This window comes from Actinoallomurus sp. NPDC052274, from assembly GCF_040679475.1.
Taxonomy (GTDB): Bacteria; Actinomycetota; Actinomycetes; order Streptosporangiales; family Streptosporangiaceae; genus Actinoallomurus; species Actinoallomurus liliacearum.
In genome coordinates this window covers 75,351-95,174 of sequence record NZ_JBFAUT010000027.1, presented here as the reverse complement: position 1 = coordinate 95,174, position 19,824 = coordinate 75,351, and the positions used below count along the sequence as shown (strand labels likewise).

Annotated in this window: 15 protein-coding genes; 9 read left to right on the top strand and 6 right to left on the bottom strand. The window is 72.1% G+C overall.

Annotated elements, in window-relative coordinates; genetic code table 11:
- Window positions 1-65: 65 nt before the first annotated feature.
- A complete protein-coding gene (locus AB0K82_RS23435) occupies window positions 66-2,204 on the bottom strand; it encodes a hypothetical protein (RefSeq protein ID WP_364400210.1) in 2,139 nt (712 codons plus the stop codon).
- 186 nt (window positions 2,205-2,390) lie between these two features.
- Between AB0K82_RS23435 and pip the strand changes: the two genes are divergently transcribed.
- The 7 genes from pip (at window position 2,391) to AB0K82_RS23400 (ending at window position 11,919) form a co-directional block, all read left to right on the top strand.
- Window positions 2,391-3,347: a prolyl aminopeptidase gene (gene pip / locus AB0K82_RS23430; protein WP_364400208.1), complete on the top strand. Its 957-nt coding sequence runs from the start codon at window positions 2,391-2,393 to the stop codon at window positions 3,345-3,347.
- 58 nt (window positions 3,348-3,405) lie between these two features.
- The gene (locus tag AB0K82_RS23425; RefSeq protein ID WP_364400205.1) at window positions 3,406-4,332 is read left to right on the top strand and encodes an arginase family protein; all 927 of its coding nucleotides are present in this window, start codon (window positions 3,406-3,408) and stop codon (window positions 4,330-4,332) included.
- A 79-nt stretch (window positions 4,333-4,411) separates the two neighbouring features.
- Window positions 4,412-5,578 (top strand): thiolase family protein, encoded by a 1,167-nt coding sequence (locus AB0K82_RS23420; protein WP_364400202.1) that lies wholly within the window; start codon window positions 4,412-4,414, stop codon window positions 5,576-5,578.
- A complete protein-coding gene (locus tag AB0K82_RS23415; RefSeq protein ID WP_364400199.1) occupies window positions 5,575-5,970 on the top strand; it encodes an OB-fold domain-containing protein in 396 nt (131 codons plus the stop codon). The genes AB0K82_RS23420 and AB0K82_RS23415 overlap by 4 nt, the downstream gene beginning before the upstream one ends.
- A complete protein-coding gene (locus AB0K82_RS23410; RefSeq protein WP_364400196.1) occupies window positions 5,951-7,081 on the top strand; it encodes a nitronate monooxygenase family protein in 1,131 nt (376 codons plus the stop codon). The genes AB0K82_RS23415 and AB0K82_RS23410 overlap by 20 nt, the downstream gene beginning before the upstream one ends.
- Before the next feature lie 419 nt (window positions 7,082-7,500).
- Entirely contained in the window at window positions 7,501-8,940 is a 1,440-nt protein-coding gene (locus AB0K82_RS23405) for an IS200/IS605 family accessory protein TnpB-related protein (protein WP_364400193.1), read from the top strand.
- 12 nt (window positions 8,941-8,952) lie between these two features.
- Window positions 8,953-11,919, top strand: coding sequence for a hypothetical protein (locus AB0K82_RS23400; protein ID WP_364400191.1), 2,967 nt, complete (start codon window positions 8,953-8,955; stop codon window positions 11,917-11,919).
- Window positions 11,920-12,044: 125 nt separating this feature from the next.
- On the opposite strand, the gene AB0K82_RS23395 is transcribed toward AB0K82_RS23400, so the two are convergent.
- Window positions 12,045-13,097 (bottom strand): SGNH/GDSL hydrolase family protein, encoded by a 1,053-nt coding sequence (locus tag AB0K82_RS23395; RefSeq protein WP_364400188.1) that lies wholly within the window; start codon window positions 13,095-13,097, stop codon window positions 12,045-12,047.
- A gap of 321 nt (window positions 13,098-13,418) precedes the next feature.
- On the opposite strand from AB0K82_RS23395, the gene AB0K82_RS23390 reads away from it, so the two are divergent.
- The gene (locus AB0K82_RS23390) at window positions 13,419-13,622 is read left to right on the top strand and encodes a cold-shock protein (protein WP_252783825.1); all 204 of its coding nucleotides are present in this window, start codon (window positions 13,419-13,421) and stop codon (window positions 13,620-13,622) included.
- Between the two features lie 169 nt (window positions 13,623-13,791).
- On the opposite strand, the gene uvrB is transcribed toward AB0K82_RS23390, so the two are convergent.
- Window positions 13,792-15,906: an excinuclease ABC subunit UvrB gene (uvrB, locus tag AB0K82_RS23385; protein WP_364400185.1), complete on the bottom strand. Its 2,115-nt coding sequence runs from the start codon at window positions 15,904-15,906 to the stop codon at window positions 13,792-13,794.
- 265 nt (window positions 15,907-16,171) lie between these two features.
- On the opposite strand from uvrB, the gene AB0K82_RS23380 reads away from it, so the two are divergent.
- Window positions 16,172-16,996, top strand: a complete 825-nt coding sequence (locus tag AB0K82_RS23380) for a glycerophosphodiester phosphodiesterase family protein (protein ID WP_364400183.1) — start codon at window positions 16,172-16,174, stop codon at window positions 16,994-16,996.
- Window positions 16,997-17,023: 27 nt separating this feature from the next.
- On the opposite strand, the gene AB0K82_RS23375 is transcribed toward AB0K82_RS23380, so the two are convergent.
- The 3 genes from AB0K82_RS23375 to AB0K82_RS23365 form a co-directional block, all read right to left on the bottom strand.
- Window positions 17,024-17,794 (bottom strand): alpha/beta hydrolase, encoded by a 771-nt coding sequence (locus AB0K82_RS23375; protein ID WP_364400181.1) that lies wholly within the window; start codon window positions 17,792-17,794, stop codon window positions 17,024-17,026.
- Window positions 17,795-17,872: 78 nt separating this feature from the next.
- A complete protein-coding gene (locus tag AB0K82_RS23370; RefSeq protein WP_364400178.1) occupies window positions 17,873-18,772 on the bottom strand; it encodes an aldo/keto reductase in 900 nt (299 codons plus the stop codon).
- On the bottom strand, window positions 18,769-19,677 hold the full coding sequence (locus AB0K82_RS23365; protein ID WP_364400176.1) for a helix-turn-helix transcriptional regulator: 909 nt from the start codon (window positions 19,675-19,677) through the stop codon (window positions 18,769-18,771). The genes AB0K82_RS23370 and AB0K82_RS23365 overlap by 4 nt, the downstream gene beginning before the upstream one ends.
- Window positions 19,678-19,824: the final 147 nt, after the last annotated feature.

Sequence of the window (19,824 nt, the reverse complement as noted above, 5' to 3'; positions counted from 1 at the left end):
CACGGGCCACCAGAATAACAGGCGACTCTCCTGGTAGCGTCCGCCGATCCGGCGTCGAAGAGACGTCAGCGGTAGCCGGTCGCGTAGCTCCCGGTGCCGTTCGGCGTGCCGCCCTGGATCTGGCCGCTGAGCTCGTCGATGATCTTCCGGGCCTGGTCGGCGGCGGTGCGCGCCTGGTCCCGCTCGGTGGAGAGGGCGGCCAGGGCGTCGCGCTGCTGGGTGACGGCCTCGGCGAGCTGGTCGACCCACTCCTCGCGTTCCTTCAGCTTCTTGGCGAGGGCGTCTCGGTCGGTGGTCGCCTGCCGGGCCGACGCGAGCGCCTGGTCGCGGTCGGCGGTGGCCTGCCGGGCGGACGCGAGGGCCTGGTCGCGTTCGCGGGCGGCGTCATCGGCGCGCCGCTGGGCCTGGTCGCGTTCGCGCACGGCATCATCGGCGCGGCGCTGGGCCTGGTCACGATCGCGCACGGCGTCCTCGGCACGGCGCTGGGCCTGGGCCAGCTCCGACTGGGCCCGCGCCTGTCCCCGCTCGGCGAGGTCCCGGCCGCTCTCGGCCTTGGTCGCCTGATCCACCGCCCGGCGGCGCTCGACGGCGAGCTCCTGGGCGCGACGGCGGGCGTCCTCGGCCTCCTTCGCCGACGCCGCCGCCGTCTGCTGCAGGGTCAGGGACGCCGCCTCGAGCTCGGCGACCTTGGCCCGCAGGCCGGCCACCTCGATCTGCGCGGCCTCCAGGGTCTGGGACAGCTCGGCCGCGTGCTGGGAGATACGGTCGCGCTCGCCCTCGACGGCCTTGCGCACCGTCTGGGCCTCACCGGCGGAGCGGTGCGCCTCGTCGCGGTCCTCGCGCATCTGGTCGCGTTCGGTGAACGCCTGCCGGGCGGTGGCCTCCGCCTGCTCGGCCATCGCCCTGGCCTGATCGGCGACTGCCTGCGCCTGTTCGGCGCCGGCCCGCGCCTGGTCGCGCTCGGTGAACGCCTGCCGCATCGCGGCCTCGGCCTGCTCGGTCGAGACCCGCAGCCGCTCGACCTCCTGCCAGGCCGAGCCGGCCTCGCGCTGGGCGGCCTCCCGCTCGGCCATGAGCTGGCGCACGGCGGCCTCGGCCTGCTCGGCGCGCTGCTCGGCCTGGCGCGCCTGAGCCGTGGCCTGGTCGGTCTCCTGGCGGGCGGTGACGGTCTCCCGCTGCGCCTGGTCACGCTCGGTCAGGGCCTGGCGCATCGCGGCCTCGGACTGCTCGGCCTGGGCGCGCGCCCGCAACCCCTCCTGCCAGGCGGTCTGCGCCTCCTGCTGGGCCGTGTCGCGCTCGGAGATCGCCTGCCGCATCGCGGCCTCGGCCTGCTCGACGCGCTGGCCCATCTCCTCGACCTGGGCGCGCATCCGGTCGACCTCCTGCAGGGCGGCGGCCGCGTCCTGCTTGGCGGCCTCCCGCTCGGCCATGAGGCCGCGGGCGGTGGCCTCGGCCTGCTCCTTGGCCTGCCGCTCGGCGAGCGTCTCCTGCTGGGCGGCGTCGCGCTCGGCCATGAGGCCGCGGGCGGTGGCCTCGGCCTGCTCCTTGAGCTGGCGCTCACCGAGCGTCTCCTGCTGCGCGGCCTCGCGTTCGACCATCAGCTGCCGCGCCGCCGCCTCGGCCGCCTCCTTGGCCTGCCGCTCGGCCTGCGTCTCCTGCCGCGCCGCCGCGGTCTCCAGCCGGGCGGTGGCGGTCTCCTGCCGGGCGGCCGCGGCCTCCTGCTGCGCGGACTCCCGCTCGGCCATCATCTGGCGGACGGCGGCCTCGGCCTGCTCGGCGCGCTGCTCCATCTGGTCGTGCGAGGCGCGGATGCGCTCGACCTCCTGCAGCGCGGAGGCGGCGTCCTGTTTCGCGGACTCGCGCTCGGCCAGCATCTGGCGCGCGGTGGCCTGCGCCTGCTGCACCTGGGTGCGCAGCCGCTCCACCTCCTGCCAGGCGGAGGAGGCCTCCTGCTTGGCCGACTCGTGCTCGGCGCGCACGGCGGCGATCTGCGTCGCGGCGTCCTGCTTGGCCTCGGCGACCTTCTGCTCGCCCTGCGCGAGTGCGCCGGCGAGCATGTCGGCCATCTGCCTCAGCCGGTCGACCACCTCGGCCGGTTGGTCGGTGTCGTCAGGACGCGCCGGCGGGTTGACATTGTTCGGCGCCCACGACGACCCGGCGCCCTCCGCGGCATAGGAACCGCCCGAACCGTTGAGATCGCTCACATAGGGAACTCTAAGGGCGTCTCACCAAGCTGTCTGCCATGTCACGCAAGGTGTGGCGCATAACTCGTGATGATTTCGAGATCTACGCGAATCGATGCCTCCGCCGTGACCAGCGGTTACGCACCGTGAGGCGGTCCGTGGTCACTCTGTGCGGTCGTCGGCGTGTCGGATGCGAGAATTCCCACCATGAGGACGCTCTACCCGCCGATCGAGCCGTACGACTCCGGACTGCTCGACGTCGGCGACGACGATCAGATCTATTGGGAGGTCTGCGGCAACCCCGACGGCAGGCCCACGGTGATGCTGCACGGCGGGCCGGGCGGCGGCTGCACGCCCGGGCACCGGCGGCAGTTCGACCCGGAGGCGTACCGCATCGTGCTGTTCGACCAGCGCAACTGCGGGCGCAGCCGGCCGCACGCGAGCGACCCCGCCGTCTCCCTGGAGCACAACACCACCGCGAACCTCGTCGCCGACCTCGAGCGGCTCCGCGAGCACCTGGGCATCGACCGGTGGCTGGTGTTCGGCGGCTCCTGGGGCAGCGCGCTGGCGCTGGCCTACGCCGAGACGCATCCGGACCGGGTGACCGGGCTGGTCCTGCGGGGGATCTTCACGCTGCGGCCGTTCGAGCTGTACTGGTACTACCAGGAGGGCGCCTCACTGCTCTTCCCCGACCTGTGGGAGAAGTACGTCGCCCCGATCCCCGAGGACGAGCGGGACGACCTCATCGCCGCGTTCGCCGCGCGGCTGAACGATCCCGACCCGCACGTGCGGATCCCGGCGGCGCGGGCGTGGAGCGTCTGGGAGGGCTCGACGATCACGCTGCGTCCGGACCCGGAGATCATCGCGCAGCAGGACGACCCCGACTACGCGGTGGCGTTCGCCCGGATCGAGAACCACTACTTCGTCAACGACGGTTTCCTCGAGGACGGACAGCTCATCCGGGACGTCGACAAGATCCGGCACATCCCGGCCGTGATCGTGCAGGGCCGTTACGACATCGCGACCCCGGCGGCGACCGCGTGGGACCTGCACAAGGCCTGGCCGGAGGCGGACTTCCACCTCGTCGACGACGCGGGGCACGCCTACAGCGAGCCGGGCATCCTGCACCACCTCATCGAGGCCACCGACCGCTTCGCCCGTTGACGCCGCGGATCGACCGCCGCCAGGATGTCACCACCGTAGCGACTTAGGTGGTGTGCTCATGGCCCTCGTTCAGCGGTCGATCGCCGTCCTGGACGCTCCGTCGAACCTCGGGCTCCGGCCGCCGCGTGAGGGCCACGAGCCCGGGGTCCGCGGCCTCGCGGCCGCGTTGCGCGGACACGGCGTCGTCGACCGGCTCGGCGCGGCCGACGCGGGCCGGGTCGAGCCCCCGCCGTACTCCTTCGCCGCCGAGCCGGTCACCGGCTTCCTGAACGGCCCGGCCATCGCGGAGTTCTCCGTACGGCTCGCGGACCGCGTCGGAGCCCTCCTCGACGAGGGACGGTTCCCGCTCGTGCTGGGCGGCGACTGCGGCATCGCGCTGGGGCCGGCCCTGGCGCTGCGGCGGCGCGGCTCGTACGGGTTCGTCTACCTCGACGGGCACGACGACTACTCCCCGCGGCGCGACCCGGCGAGCCGGCACGGCCGGTTCACCGCCGGGGGCACGGCGCTCGCGCTCATCACCGGGCACGGGCCGGCCGCGCTGACCGACATCGAGGGCCTCGGCCCGTACATCGCCGAGGAGCACGCCGCGCACATCGGCGTGCAGTACGAGCCGGAGGACCTCGAGCTGTTCGACATCGAGCCGTTCCGCACCGCGCCGATCCACCGGTACTCGATCGAGTACGTCCGTGAGCACGGCGCCGCGGCGGCCGCCGAGGCCGCGCGCCGGGACCTGGCGGCGGCGGCCGTCGAGGGTCACTGGATCCACATCGACGCGGACGTGCTGGACAAGAGCGTGATGCCGGCGGTCGACTCCCCCAACCCGGACGGCCTGTCGCTCCCGGAGTTCACCGAGGTCCTGGCGATCCTTCTCGGCGACCCGCGCGCGGTCGGCATGCACGTGGGCATCTACGACCCGGAGCTCGACCCGTCGGGCGAGGCGGGCCGCGCCCTGGTCGACGCCCTCGTCACCGCGTTCACGCGCTGAACGCCCCTCCCCAGAACCGAACATGATTCGGTACGGTGGGAGGTGAACGCGCGCGAGAGTGAGGCGGCGACGGTGAGCCATGGCTGAGACCGCGATCGCCGGGCTGGGCATGACCGAGCTCGGCAAGGTGTACGGCCGCAGTCCGCGCCGCCTGGCGGCACAGGCCGTGCGGGCGGCGGCGGCCGACGCCGGACTGGCCCTCACCGACCTGGACGGCCTGATCGTCGCGCCGGGCATGTCGGGCGGGCCCGGCGTGGAGCTGGCCCGCACGCTCGGCCTGCGCGACCTCCGGCTGCTCACGGCGATGAACGCCTTCGGCGCCTCCGCCGGCGCGATGGTGGCCTACGCCGCGTCGATGATCTCCGCGGGCTCGGCGAGCGCCGTCGCCTGCGTGTTCGCCGACGCGCCGCTGCGGCCCGAACGCCCGGCGGGCGCGGCGTACGACCGGACCGCGCCCGAGTGGCACGGCCTGGACGGCCTCCGCGCGGCCCTCGGATTCCGCAGCGTCAACGCCTACTACGCGCTGGCCGCCCGGCGGCACATGGCCCGCTACGGCACGACCAGCGAGCAGTTCGGCGCGATCGCGGTCGGTACGCGGGCCTGGGCGACCGGCAATCCCCTCGCCCAGATGCGCGAGCCGATCTCGCTGCGCGACCACCAGGAGTCCCGCTGGGTCGTCGAGCCGCTGCACCTCCTCGACTGCTGCCTGGTCTCCAACGGCGGCGTCGCCGTCATCGTCACCGGCGCCGAGCGCGCCCGCGACCTCGCGCGGCCACCGGTGTACGTCTGGGGCTGGGGACAGGGCCATCCGGGGCACCGGCTGGAACGCGGCAGTGAGTTCGGCCTGACGACCGGCGCCGCGATCTCCGGCCCGGCGGCGATGAAGATGGCCGGCGTCACCACCGGCGACATCACCATGTGCCAGCTCTACGACTGCTACACCTACACCGTCCTGGTGTCCCTGGAGGACTACGGCTTCTGTGCCAAGGGCGAGGGCGGCCCGTTCGCCGCGAGCGGCGCGCTCGGCCCCGGCGGGGCGCTGCCGACCAACACCGGCGGCGGGCAGTTGTCCGCGTACTACATGTGGGGGATGACGCCGCTGTCGGAGGCGGTCATCCAGGCCCGCGGCGACGGCGGCGAGCGCCAGGCCGCCCGTAACGACCTGATCCTGGTCAGCGGCAACGGCGGCATCCTCGACCACCACTCGACCCTGATCGTCGGCCCGCACCCGAAGGGGCATCGATGAACGTGGACGGCGTCGTACGGCGGGACGCCCGCTCCGGTCCGTTCTTCGACGGCGCGGCGCGGGACCGGCTGATGATCCGCCGCTGCGCGCCCTGCGACCGCTGGTACGCCCCGGACGCCGGCGGCTGCCCCGAGTGCGGCGCCGAGGAGCTCGACTGGGCGGAGGCGAGCGGCCGGGCGGTCCTCGTGTCCTGGGCGGTCGCGCACCCGCGCGGCGGCGACCCCGCGCCACTGGCGCTCGTCGAGCTCGCCGAGGGACCGTGGATGTACGGGCGGCTGGACGGGGTCATCGCCCCGCGCGAAGGGCTGCCGCTGCGTGCGCGCTTCGTCCATCCGGACGGGGGCGAGAGCCATGCCGTTTTCGAGGAGGACCGTGAAGACCGAGGTCTGTGACAGGTTCGGGATCGAGTTCCCGCTGTTCGCCTTCAGCCACTGCCGTGACGTCGTCGCGGCGGTCACGAACGCGGGCGGCTTCGGCGTGCTCGGCGCGGTCGCCTACAGCCCCGATCGCCTCGAGGAGGAGCTGCGCTGGATCGACGAGCACGTCGGGGGCCGCCCGTACGGCGTCGACGTCCTCGTCCCCGGCAAGATCGCCAAGGAGGCGGCGGACGGCCGCGGCTCGCTGCTGTCCGCGGTCCCGCCGCAGCACTGGGACTTCCTGAAGGGGCTGTTCGAGAAGTACGGCGTCCCGGCGCCGCCGCCGGAGGCGCGCAGCGACCCACGGGTGGACGGCGTGGGACGGCAGGTGACGCGGCAGGGCGCGACCGAGCTGATCGACGTGGCGCTGGCCCATCCGATCCGGCTGATCGCCAGCGCGCTCGGCCCGCCCCCTCCGCTCATGGTCGAGCGGGCCCGCGCCGCCGGAGTGCCCGTGGCGGCGCTGGTCGGCACGGTCGAGCACGCCCGGCGCCAGGTCGAGGCCGGGGTCGACCTCATCGTGGCGCAGGGCGGTGAGGCCGGCGGTCACACCGGCGAGATCTCCACGATGGTGCTGGTCCCGGAGGTCGTCGACGCCGTCGCGCCGCTCCCGGTCCTCGCGGCGGGCGGCATCGCGACCGGGCGGCAGATGGCCGCCGCGCTGGCCCTGGGCGCGTCGGGCGTCTGGTGCGGCTCGGTCTGGCTGACGACCGAGGAGGCCGAGACCCTGCCCGCGGTCAAGGCCAAGATGCTCGCCGCCACGTCCCGGGACACCGTCCGCTCGCGGTCGCGCACGGGCAAGCCGGCCCGGCAGCTCCGGTCCGCCTGGACCGACGAGTGGGACTCCGCGGACAGCCCCGGCCCGCTGCCGATGCCCCTGCAGATGATCGTCGCCGAGGGCGCGATGGCGCCCATCGGCAAGGCCGCCGAGGCCGGCAACGAGGGCGCGCGCGAGCTGGCCAACTACTTCGTCGGCCAGGTCGTCGGCCTGATGAACACCGTCAAGCCCGCGCGTCAGGTCGTCTACGACATGATCGAGGAGTTCGCCGACGCCCTCGAGCGGCTCAACCGCATCACCGGCGGCTGAACCCGTGGTTAGCGCCGGTCCGGGGCCGGGCCAGCGCGGCCCCGTCGTTCGGCAATGTCCTCATCCCGGATTGTGGTCGGGACGCATCCCCGGGTGACGTGAAACCGCCGGATTCGCCTCCTACGCTGTATTCACGGCGGCCCGTCACCGCCGTACGATCCGATGCTGCGGGGTAGCGAACGGCCGGGATTCGAGTGTGCAGGAGTGCACGACATGTCGCTAAGTGACGATATGGTTACAAAGTGCTGACTGGTCTGCGTCCCATCCAGGCGCCATTCGTCGCGCCGGGATGCTCGGGAGTGGCGATCCGTGACCGCCTCAAATACCTCACATCGCAGGATGTGATGGTGCTCCGGCGGGTGGGTGACCATCTCGGTTCGCTGGCCTCGCGCGATCTAAAGACACGGTGTGCGGCCGGATTGGATCCCGCCACCGGCCAGTGGGCGGACCGTAAACGGACGATAACGGCTGAGTCGTCGTCGCGGTGGGCCGGTTCGATCACCAAGGCCACGCATGATCAGTGGGCGTTAGCACGACGGAGCCAGTTCGCTCACATCCGCAGTCTCGAGTCCGGGATCGCCACGATCACCCACCGCCTGTCCCTGCCGGTCGGTGCGAAGGGCTCAAAGAAGACACCGGGCGGCTACCGCAGCGCTGAAGAGTGGTTCGCCAAGACCCGGCGCCTGCGCCTGCTCCAGGACCGGCTGCAGCGCCTCCAGGCTGATTATCGGACCGGGCGGGTCCGGGTGGTGCGGGGTGGTAAGCGACTGCTGCGCACCCGGCACAACCTGGAGGCCGCCGAGCTCACGTCGGCCGAATGGCGCGAACGGTGGCGGGCCGAGCGCCGATTCCTGCAAGCCGATGGCGAGTCCGGCAAGCGGTATGGCAACGAGACCATCCGCATCACTCCCGAGGGTGAGGTCAGTATCAAGCTGCCGGCCTCGTTGGCGCATCTGGCCAACGCCGGGCACGGCCGGTACGTCCTGGGCGCGAGAGTGTCGTTCCCGCACCGGGGCGACCAGTGGCGCGACCGCGTCCAAGCGAACCGGGCGGTTGCCTACCGCATCCACGAGGACGTCGAGCGGCACCGCTGGTATGTGACCGCGTCCTGGACAATCCCGCCGGTCAGAACCGTCCCGCTCGAGAGCGTCCGGGCCGGGGGTGTGATCGGGGTGGATACCAACGCCGATCACCTGGCCGCCTGGCGACTCGACGCCCACGGCAATCCCGTCGGTGCTCCACGCCGGTTCGACTACGACCTGACCGGCACCACCGCCCACCGTGACGCGCAGGTCCGGCACGCCCTTATCCGCCTCTTGCGCTGGGCTCGGCGGCACCATCTGGCGATCGCGATCGAGGATCTCGACTTCACCACAGAGACGACCCGTGAGAAGCACGGGCGCCGCAGACGGTTCCGAAAGCTAATCTCCGGTATGCCCGTCAGTAGACTGCGCGGCAGGCTGGTGGGCATGGCGGCCGATCTCGGTGTCACCGTCGTCGCCGTCGACCCCGCCTATACCTCCAAGTGGGGAGCCCAGCACTGGCGGCACCCCCTGACCACCACCCAGCGCCCCGTCACCCGCCATGAGGCGGCGGCGGTGGCGATCGGACGACGCGCCCTGGGACACCCGATCCGGCGACGGACGGCACCACCCCCTGCTCACCAGAGCGATGAGCAGGGGCATCGGACCGTCCAGGCCGCACCAGGCGCCCCAGAGCGTGAGGAACCCCGCCCCCGCGCCCTGGGACCACGGACACGATCCGCGCCGCCCGGACACGGAGCGAACGCGGGCGACCAGGACGCTCAACACCGTTCGGAGCGTCCGGCCGAGCATGCACAACTCATGCTCAGCCTTTAGGAACGGTGCGGCGTGAGCATGACGGAACCCGCCGAGACGGCCGGTGAGGACGTCCTCAGCACCCAGGTGGGCCGCGAGCTCCTCGAGTTGCTGGACGAGCGCACCACGGCCCATCCGTGGCGGCTCGGCGGCCAGGCGTTCCCGCTGATGGTGCTGGAGGCGGCCGACCCGGGCGTGGACGCCGGCGCGTACATCGACGCCCTGGCCCAGGCCGCCGCCGCGGCGGACATCCCGCACATCGTCCTGTCTCCTTCGGACGCCCCGGAGGACGCCGCCGGCCCCGGAGACCGGGGGAGCACGACCCCCGGTGGGCCGCCGCCGGAGACCGCCGCCGGTCGCGATGGCCAGGGTGGCGCGGCCCCCGGCGGGACGCCGCCCGAGATCGCCTTACTCGACTCGCTGGCCAAGCCGGGTGCGTGGCCCGGGGACCGGCCCGCGGCCGGTCGGTACCGGTTCCCCCGGTCCGACCTCGTGCGGTCCCTCGAAGAGGCGGTCAGGAGCGCCGCCGCCAAGAACCGGGGGCGGCAGTCCTCGACCACGCCCGCCGAGGAGTGGTACGACGCGGCCGTCCTGCTGCCGTGGACCCGCCGGCCGCTGACCGCGCCGGTGTGGTGGTCCACCGTCATCGTGCTGGTCGCCGCGATCTTCGGCGGCATCGCCCAGGGCGTCGCCGACAAGACGCGCGTCGGCACCCTGCTGGCCATGTGCGTCGTCCTGCTGGCGGCCGTCGCGCTCGCCGCCGGCCTGATGAACCGCAGGATCTGGCTGCCCGTCCTGTCCCGCGTCGGGTTCGGCACGCGGTACCGCTGGCTGGCCGCCTCGTCGTTCTTCGCCGTGCAGGGCAGCCGCGGGTTCGGCGGCCGGCTGAACTCCCAGCTCGCGCCCATCCACCAGGCCCTCACCACCGGATCGCCCGCCTCGGCGGACTCCTGGCTGCAGACGAAGACCTACGCGTTCCTGGAGGACCTGCGCGCCCGGCACCGCCGGCTCTCCCCCACCCTCCGGGGGTTCAAACGGCCCGTCCCGTCCGTGATCTTCCTGAAGGACATCACCCGCCGGAACGGCGGCGTCGGGCTGCTGCGGGCCATGAGCGACGTGCGCAGCCGCCGCAGCGAGCTCCATCCGCTCCTCGTGGTGGCCTCCGTCGACCACGCCCACCGCGCCGACATCGACGACCTGCCCGGCGCTCGCGGCATCCAGGACTCGCTGTCCCCACCGGGCCGCTACGAACAGTGGATCCAGTCGCTGGCCCGCGCCCAGGGGCCGAGCGCCCAGGTGGCCCTGCCGTGGCTGCTGCGGCTGCCCATCCCCGCCGGCAGTCCGGTCCGGGCGGCTCCCCCGGCGCTCAAGCCCCGGACCCGGCCGCGCTGGACCTGGCTGTGGTCGGGCCGGTCGCTGCTGGCGCTCCTCGCCGCCCTCGCCGTCGGCGGGTCGTACCTGCACGCCCAGCTCGCCTCCACCCACTGCAGCGTGCACGCGCTGTTCTTCGCCAACACCGACACCCGGCTGCGGACCGACGCGGCGGGCAGCCGCGAGTGCGTCGGCATCGCCACCAAGGGCGTCCGCTTCGAACGGGACCCCCTCAGCACGGCGCTGAGCGGCGCGAGCGTCCGGCCCGACGCCGCCCACACCGCGGGCCAGATCACCCTCGCCGACCTGGAGAACCGGATCGCGGCGGAGAACGCCTGGGTGCTGGGCACTCACCGGGCGTACGTGACGATCCTGTACGTCGGGATGATGACGTCGGCCGACGGCCAGGAGAGCAGCGCGGTGAGCTCGATCCGCCAACTGGCCGGCGCGTACCTCGCGCAGCGCGGCAACAACCGGGCCCAGGCCGGCGGCGGCGACAATCCCCTGAAGATCCGGCTGCTCGCGGTGAACGCCGGGCAGGACATGGCCTTCTCGAAGATCGCCGCGGACCGCATCCTGGCGATGGCCCGCCGGGACCGCACGGTGGTCGGGGTGGTCGGCCTGAGCCGCAACACCGCCGAGTCGCAGGCGGCGATCCGCCGGCTCAGCGCCGCCGGCCTCGCGGTGGTCGACCCGGTCAACTCCTCCGACACGCTCCGCGCGCTCCCGCAGTTCTACGGGCTGGCCGCCACCGACAACGACGAGGCCGTGGTCGCGCGCAAGGCCCTGGGTGGCCGGCGCGCCGGCCGCACGCTGGTCGTCTACCGATCCCCCGGCTCGGAGGGCAACGACTACGGCGCGGAGCTGGCCGAGGACGCGCGGCGGGCGCTGGCGCTCGGCTCGTCCTCGACCATGCTGCGCTACGACGGCATCGACGACATCGGCGCCAAGGTACGGGCGGCCTGCCGCGGGTCGACGGGAGACCCCTACGCCCTGGTGTACTTCGCCGGGCGTACCGAGGACCTCGGCGGCCTGATCAGCGGGCTCCGTGACGGCGGCTGCGCCGACCGCGAGCTGACCGTGCTCGGCGGGGACGAGGTGTCCCGGTCACGGTTCGGCACCGGCCGCACCGACGTGCTGCTGCCCCGGTCGATGACCGTCTACTACACGACGTTCACCTACCTGCCGAACCTCCTGTCGAAGGGCGGGGACACCGACAACCCGTTCTTCGTCCTCGCCCGGAACGAGCTCGGAATCGGCCCGGCGGATCGCACGGCCCTGCTGGCGGACGGCCAGATGATCACCGCGTACGACTCGGCGTCCGCGCTGGCGCGCGCGGCGGAGAACGCCTTCGGGACCCTGGACCTGGCCGCGCACGGCGCGTCCCGTGCCCCGGGCAGCGCGTCCGTCACCTCGGGCTCGGTCCTGCTGACCCTGCCGAACCTCAGCTACCAGGGGGCCACCGGCCTGATCGACTTCACCCGCGACCAGCACGTCACCGGCGGCTCCGGCCGCCGGGCGCTCACCCTGGTCAAGGTGACCGGGCGGGACCTCGGAGCGACGCCCACCGCCGTCTGCGGCCAACTGGCCGGCGGCGCGCCGTCCCCCGGCCTGGCACCCTGCCAGTAGACCGGCTCGCACGCGCCGGAGCGTCTCCGGTCCGCGGCGGCCGGGAGAGGGCAAGGGCCCGTCAGCCGCCGGGCGAGGGCCCTCAGCGGCCCGGAGGGGCCCCTCAGCGGCCCGGAGAGGGCTCGTCAGCGGCGGTACTGGTACACCGGCCGGGCCGGGCCGGACTGGATCTGCCGGTCGATGAGCTGCGCGAAGGCGCCGTAGCCGAGTTGATTCGGGTGGAAGCTGCGGGGTTCGGCCGCCAGCGCCCCGAAATCGATCTTGAGTGCGTTCAGGTACGGCTGCGCGGTCCCGAGCTCGTGCCCGTCGAACGCGGCGTACCCGTCGGCGAACTCCACGGTGCCCGGACGGCCGGCCGCCGCCAGTCCCCCATCGGCACGCCGGGCCGCGTCGGCGATGACGTCGTCGAGGGCGCGGACGACGCCGTTGAGGTAGACCTGGTCGGCGACGCCGATGTTGTCCACCGAGCGGCCGGGGCGCACGGGGAACGGCCGGGGATAGCCCAGCACGACGATCCGCGCGTTCGGCGCCCGCCGCCCGATCTGCTCGAACACCGAGGCCAGCCCGGCGGGCAGGGCGGCCATCCGGGCCCGGATGGCCGCGTCCTGGTCGCGGCAGGCCGACGACCACGGGAGCCGCACGACGCACCGGGTGACGATCTCCGAGAAGCCGATGTCGTTGCCGCCGATGGTGAGCGTCACCAGGCTGGTGTCCGGTCGCAGGCGGTCGACCTGGGCCGGCTCGCCGAACCGGCCGCCGTGCAGGACGTCGTCGACCCGCGCGCCGCTGCAGGCCCACAGCGTGCCGCCCAGGGCGAACCGGAAGCCCCGCAGCACGGTCGAGAAGTACGAGCCCTGGGAGCGGTGACAGTCCTGGGCTCCGCCGCCGGCGTACCCGCGGTCGGCGGTGAGATCCCAGGTGCCCTCCCCCGAGGAGTAGGAGTCGCCGAGGGCGACGTAGCCGCCGCGCAGGGCGGCCTGCAACCCGGTCAGCCGGGTCGGCGGAGGGACGAACCGGATGCGCGGGATCCCGCAACCGGAGCCGAAGAGCCGGCACTGCCCGGTCACCGCCAACGGAACGACCAGCGCGCCGATCAGGACCGCGACGACCGCCGGGACCAGGACGAGCAGGCCACGGCGGGTGCGGATGCTTCTCCCCAGTGCCGCGAGCGCGACCATGCACCACCTCCGCCCCCAGGTCATGATCTCATCTCTCCGCGCCGGGAGCGAGCCGTGAACGCCGCCGCGATGGGCCTCCGGGACGCCGCGATGATCGGCACGCTTGCCGGGGTACCGGGGAGGGGATAGCATCCGAGGTGTTGCAGTCGTAGTTTCCTCGTACGTGTTGAGTTTTACTTGAACGCCCGCAGGAAGTTTTGACGGCGGGCGTTTTCGCTTCTCCGGGATAGTTTTCGCGGACGTAAGCAAAAGTCCGTAACGCAGCCCCGGAACGCCGACCGGCGTCTCGGTGAGGCTCCCAAGAAGGAGAGAAGAAAGAAAGTGGCAGAAGGTACCGTCAAGTGGTTCAACGCCGACAAGGGCTTCGGTTTCATTGCTCCTGACGGCGGCGGCCCCGACGTTTTCGTGCACTACTCGGCGATCACGACCTCGGGCTTCCGTAGCCTGGAGGAGAACCAGCGTGTGAGCTTCCAGACGACCCAGGGTCCGAAGGGCCCGCAGGCGGAGGACGTGACCCCGCTCTAAGGCTTAGAAGTGCCTCACCGGGCCCGCACCGATCATCGGTGCGGGCCCGGTGTCGTTCCGGCCCGGTGTCGTTCCGGCCCGGTGTCGTTCCGGCCCGGTGTCGTTCCGGCCCGGGGCGCGGGCCGGATGTCCTTCCGACCCGCGATGCGGGCCGGGCCGGAGGGCGCGGCTACCGGACGCCGGCCTCCTTCATGTCGCGCAGCTCACGCTTCAGCTCCTTGATCTCGTCGCGGAGCCGGGCCGCCATCTCGAACTGCAGCTCCTCCGCCGCGTGGTGCATCTGCTGCGTCATCTGGTCGATGAGGGCCTCCATCTCCTCGCGCGGCCGCTCGCCGACGAGGTCGGCGGCGTGCCGGCCGGCCCGCTGCTTGGAGGACAGGCCCGGCACCGGGGCCTTGCCCCGGCTCTGCTGCCGCCCGGCACCGCCGATCAGCTCCTCGGTGTCGGCGTCCTCCCGGGCCAGCATGTCGAGGATGTCGGCGATCTTCTTGCGCAGCGCCGTCGGCTCGATGCCGTTCGCCTCGTTGTAGGCGGTCTGCTTGGCGCGCCGCCGGTTGGTCTCGTCGATCGCCCGCTCCATCGACGGAGTCACCTTGTCGGCGTACATGTGGACCTGGCCGGAGACGTTTCGCGCGGCACGGCCGATCGTCTGGATCAGCGAGGTCTCCGAGCGGAGGAACCCCTCCTTGTCGGCGTCGAGGATGCTGACCAGCGACACCTCCGGCAGGTCGAGACCCTCGCGGAGCAGGTTGATGCCGACCAGGACGTCGAACTCCCCCAGCCGCAGCTCGCGCAGCAGCTCGACCCGGCGCAGCGTGTCGACCTCGCTGTGGAGGTAGCGCACCCGGATGCCGAGCTCCAGGAGGTAGTCGGTGAGGTCCTCGGCCATCTTCTTGGTGAGCGTGGTGACCAGCACCCGCTCGTCGCGCTCGGCGCGCTGCCGGATCTCGTGGACCAGGTCGTCGATCTGGCCCTTGGTCGGCTTGATGACCACCTCGGGGTCGACCAGACCGGTCGGGCGGATCACCTGCTCGACCACGTCGCCCTTGACCCGGCCCAGCTCGTACGGACCGGGCGTCGCCGACAGGTACACCGTCTGCCCGATGCGCTCCAGGAACTCCTCCCACTTCAGCGGGCGGTTGTCCATCGCGCTCGGCAGCCGGAACCCGTGATCGACCAGCGTGCGCTTGCGCGACATGTCGCCTTCGTACATCGCGCCGATCTGCGGCGTGGTCTGGTGCGACTCGTCGATGACGAGGAGGAAGTCCTCCGGGAAGTAGTCGAGGAGGGTGTTGGGCGCGGTGCCGGGACCACGGCCGTCGATGTGCCGGGAGTAGTTCTCGATGCCGGAGCAGGTGCCGACCTGCCGCATCATCTCGATGTCGTACGTGGTGCGCATCCGCAGCCGCTGGGCCTCCAGCAGTTTGCCCTGCCGCTCCATCTCGGCGAGCCGCTGCTCCAGCTCCGTCTCGATGCCGTTGATGGCGCGCTCCATGCGCTCCGGGCCCGCGACGTAGTGCGAGGCCGGGAAGATGTACAGCTCCTCGTCCTCGGTGATCACCTCACCGGTCAGCGGGTGCAGCGTGGCGAGCTTCTCGATCTCGTCGCCGAACATCTCGATGCGGACGGCGAGCTCTTCGTACTGCGGGATGATCTCGATCGTGTCGCCGCGCACCCGGAACGTGCCGCGGGTGAAGGCCAGGTCGTTACGGGCGTACTGCATCGCGACGAGCCGGCGCAGCAGCTCGTCCCGCTCGATCTCGTCGCCGACGCGCAGCCGCACCATGCGGTCGACGTACTCCTGCGGGGTGCCCAGGCCGTAGATGCAGGACACCGACGCGACCACGATCGTGTCGCGGCGGGTCAGCAGCGAGTTGGTCGCCGAGTGCCGCAGCCGCTCCACCTCGTCGTTGATCGAGGAGTCCTTCTCGATGTAGGTGTCGGTCTGCGGGACGTACGCCTCGGGCTGGTAGTAGTCGTAGTAGGAGACGAAGTACTCGACGGCGTTGTTCGGCAGCATCTCGCGCAGCTCGTTGGCGAACTGCGCGGCGAGCGTCTTGTTCGGCTGCATGACGAGCGTCGGGCGCTGCAGCTTCTCGATCAGCCAGGCGACCGTCGCGGTCTTGCCGGTGCCGGTCGCGCCCAGGAGCACCGAGTCCTTGTCGCCGCGCTTGACGCGCCGCTCCAGCTCGGCGATCGCGGCCGGCTGGTCACCGGACGGGGTCATCTCGGTGACGACCTCGAAGGGCGCCACCTTCCGCTGAAGATCGGTGACAGGCCGCACGATGCTCCTCCGCTTGCTGCGCTCGCTGGCCGCCTCGGCGGCTCCTGGATCGGGCGGGCCGACGGCCACGGTCCCCGGTATGAGATTCAACCTACGCCCCGCCACCGACATTCCGAGCCGGACCGGCGGCCCCCGCCGGGCTTCGGCCGGCGTTACCGAATGTCAACATGAGCGTCATGTCGGGCTTACACCCTGCTCGCCGCCCGGCAGTCCGGTCGGAGCACCGTCATAGCCGAGCCCCCGCCCCCGGCCGTGAAGGACCCCCATGCCCCTGCGCCTCGCCACCGTCACGCTCGCCTCCGCCCTCCCCCTCGCGCTCACCGGCACCGCCTCCGCCGCCACCACCGTGATGGACGTCGGACACCGGGGCGCGTCCGCGTACGCGCCGGAGAACACCCTCCCGGCCTTCCAGCAGGCCAAGACCAGGCACGCGGACTACTTCGAGCTCGACGTCCAGCAGACCAAGGACCACCAGCTGATCGTCATGCACGACGAGACGCTCAGCCGCACGACGAACGTCGAGAAGGTCTACCCGCACGGCTCGCCGTGGCGGATCCGCGACTACACCCTCAAGCAGATCAAGCGGCTCGACGCCGGATCGTGGTTCTCCTCCAAGTACAAGGGCGAGCGGGTGCCGACCCTGGACGAGACGCTGCGCGCCATGAAGGGCAAGGGGATGAAGCTCCTTCTGGAGATCAAGAACCCCTCCCTGTACCCCGGCATGACGAGCCGGATCGCCGCCGAGCTGCGCACCGAACCGTACTGGCTGCGCCCGGGGCGGCTGATCGTGCAGAGCTTCGAGTGGTCGTACTTGAAGTCCTTCCACAAGCTGCTGCCGTCCGTGCCGCTCGGCGTCATCGGCAAGCCGACGACGGCCCAGCTGCCCGCCGTCGCCAAGTACGCCCGGTACGTCAACCCGAAGTACACCACCGTCACCAAGAGCTACGTCGGCGGCGTGAAGAAGCGCCACCTCAAGGTCTTCGTATGGGTGGTCAACGACCGCACGACGATGCGCCGGATGATCGGCTACGGGGTGAACGGCATCATCACCAACCACCCCGACACGCTCCGCTCGATCCTTGAGCGCTAGCTGTTCTGTCCCGTGAGCGGTTGAAGTTCACGCTAGAAGACCGACGAAGTCCAACAGCAGGGCGCAGAAGGCCGCGGGCTCTTCCAGCGGTGCCAGGTGCCCTGCGCCCGGAATGACCACGGTCTCGCCCGCACCCAAGTCGCGGGCCAATCCTTCGCCGCCTTCAAAGAAGTCGGGCATGTCGTGTTCGCCGACGCCGACCAGGGTGGGGACGGCGAGCCGGCGCAGGGCCGCCGCGTCTTTACCCAGCGGATCCGCCGCCAACGGCGGCTCGCCGTGCGTGAGCTGGGAGGTCAGCTGGCGGCGGAGCATACGGGCGGCGTGCGCGCGTACCTCGTCGGTGGCGCCCGCCGAGGTCCACGCCTGGACGCCGACCGCCACCGCGGCATCCAGGTCGCCCGCCGCGAGCGCCGCCCTCTCGCCGTCCCAAGCCGCCTGCAGCCGTGGGGAGGGCGGCTGATCGTGGGGCCGGTACCCGACGAGCACCAGGCCCTCCACCCGCTCGGGCGCCGTGACAGTCGCCTGGAGAGCCACCAGGGCGCCGAGCGAGTTTCCGGCCAGGACGAACCGGTCGGCCCCGAGGTGGTCGAGCGTGTCGAGCACGTCCACCCAAGGGGCCACCTCACGGCGGTCGGATACGAGCGCGTCGCCGTGGCCGGGCAGGTCCAGGGCGATGGCTCGCACGCCCGCCTCGGCGAGCAGCGGGAGGTGCGCGCCCCACATGGTGCGGTCGGTGGGCCGGGCGTGTAGGAGGACGACGGGCCGTCCTCGGCCCGCCTCAGTGAAGGGGAGCAGCATGAGTCGCGTCCTTTCGTCGGTAGGAGGGGGCAGGCTCCCCAATGCACGGGGACGAGGCGCCCGCCTTCGGGGCGGCGGTCACGCCGCGTCGGTGAGTTCCTCGGTCTCCGCCTCACTCAATCGCAGCGTCGCCGCGGCCAGGTTGTCCTCCAGGTGCGCGACCTTGGAGGTGCCGGGGATGGGCAGGACGACCTCGGAGCGGGCCAGCAGCCAGGACAGCGCCACGTGCGACGGACTGGCGCCGTGGGCGGCCGCGATCCGGTCGACCGGGCCACCGGAACGGGCGAGGTCACCCGCGGCCACCGGCGCCCATGGGATGAAGCCGATGCCGTGGCGGGCGCAGTAGTCCAGGACCTCGGCGGAGCCGCGGTCGATGAGGTTGTAGCGGTTCTGGACAGTGGCGATCTCGGCGACCGTGCGTGCGTGCTCGATCTGATCGACGGTGACCTGGGACAGGCCGATCGCGACGATCTTTCCCTCCTCCTGGAGCCTTCTCAGCTCACCGACCTGATCCTCCAGCGGGACCTTCGGGTCGACGCGGTGCAGTTGGAACAGGTCGATGTGGTCCACGCCGAGCCGACGCAGGCTCATCAGGGCCTGCTGGCGCAGGTACTCCGGCCGCCCGACCGGCGGCCACGCCTTCGGACCGAGACGCACCGTCTTCCCGCCGGTCCTGACCACATCGGGACCGTTGCGGGTCAGCCCGGCCTTGGTCGCGATGAGCACGTCGTCGGGATAGGGATGGATCGCCTCCCGGATGATCTCCTCGCTCACATGCGGGCCGTAGGAGTCCGCCGTGTCGATCAGCTGCACCCCGAGTTCGACGGCGCGGCGTACCACGCGGACGCACTCCTCGCGGTCGTCGGGCTCACCCCACACTCCCAGCCCGGTCAGGCGCATGGCGCCGAAGCCGAGACGGGCTACCTTCTTGCCGGCGATCTCGAAAGTGCCGGCGACGTCGGCCAGGGACGAGTTCATGATCGAAAATCTCCTTCTGCCGTAGAGCCGTCCTGGTCGCCCAGAGCGTCTGCACCGTCCGAGTCCTCCGGCTCCGCAGCGTCGGTGCGGGAGGACTGCTCGGCCAACCGGCGCAGCCGGGTCAGGGCATCACCGCTGCGGCTGCCCGGTTCCGCGCTGTAGACGGACAGGTGCTGACCCGGGGCGCTGGTGACGGCCAGCGCCTCGAAGTGCAGCCGCAGCTCCCCCACCTGCGGGTGCCGGAAGTGCTTGTCCTCGTGCGTACGGGGACGGACCTCGTAGCGCGCCCACACGCCCGCGAATCCGGGGCTGCGCACGCTCAGCTCGCCGACGACCCGTTCGATCCGCTCGTCCTGCGGGAACTGCGCCGAGGACGCCCTCAGGTTGCGAACCGCGATCCGTGCCGCCTCGTCCCAGTCGAGATAGAACTCGCGCGCGAAGGGATCGAGGAAGATCATCCGCAGCAGGTTGTCGTACCGGACGAAACCGCGGTACAGCTCACGTGCCATCGCGTTGGCCGCCAGCACGTCCTGCGCCGCGCCGACCACGAAGGCCGGCACGTCCTGCATGCCGTCCATCAGCCGCAGCAGCTCCGGAGCGACGGTCGTCGTGGCCGCTGCCGTCCCGAAGGCGGGCGAGCCGAGCCTGAAGAGATGGGCCGCCGCGGCGGCGTCCATCCGCAGCGCACCAGCGATCGCCCGGAGCACCTGCTCGGACGGGTGGCGCTCACGGCCCTGCTCCAGCCGGATGTAGTAGTCCGTGCTCACCCCGGCGAGCAGCGCCACCTCGTCGCGCCGCAGCCCCGGCACCCGCCGGGATCCGTCATCGGACAGACCCACGTCCGCCGGCGCGGTTTCCGCACGGCGAGCGCGCAGGTAGTCACCGAGTCTGTTTTCCCTGTTCACAGCGGCTAGGCTAATCGCAGCTGCGCCCCGGGGCGTGGGTGCGCTGCACCCACCCGGCCCCTGGTCGCCGGGTGCACACGCGGGACGCACGCGAGCGCTGCGGAACGCGCCGGGCCAGGGGAAGACCCTCCGGCGGGTCGCCCTCGG

Excerpts from the sequence above, each read along its gene's own strand:
- AB0K82_RS23420 (WP_364400202.1), top strand. The coding sequence starts at position 4,412 with ATGGCTGAGACCGCGATCGCCGGGCTGGGCATGACCGAGCTCGGCAAG.
- AB0K82_RS23395 (WP_364400188.1), bottom strand. The coding sequence starts at position 13,097 with ATGGTCGCGCTCGCGGCACTGGGGAGAAGCATCCGCACCCGCCGTGGC.
- AB0K82_RS23375 (WP_364400181.1), bottom strand. The coding sequence starts at position 17,794 with ATGCTGCTCCCCTTCACTGAGGCGGGCCGAGGACGGCCCGTCGTCCTC.
- AB0K82_RS23370 (WP_364400178.1), bottom strand. The coding sequence starts at position 18,772 with ATGAACTCGTCCCTGGCCGACGTCGCCGGCACTTTCGAGATCGCCGGC.
- AB0K82_RS23415 (WP_364400199.1), top strand. The coding sequence starts at position 5,575 with ATGAACGTGGACGGCGTCGTACGGCGGGACGCCCGCTCCGGTCCGTTC.
- AB0K82_RS23425 (WP_364400205.1), top strand. The coding sequence starts at position 3,406 with ATGGCCCTCGTTCAGCGGTCGATCGCCGTCCTGGACGCTCCGTCGAAC.
- AB0K82_RS23380 (WP_364400183.1), top strand. The coding sequence starts at position 16,172 with ATGCCCCTGCGCCTCGCCACCGTCACGCTCGCCTCCGCCCTCCCCCTC.
- pip (WP_364400208.1), top strand. The coding sequence starts at position 2,391 with ATGAGGACGCTCTACCCGCCGATCGAGCCGTACGACTCCGGACTGCTC.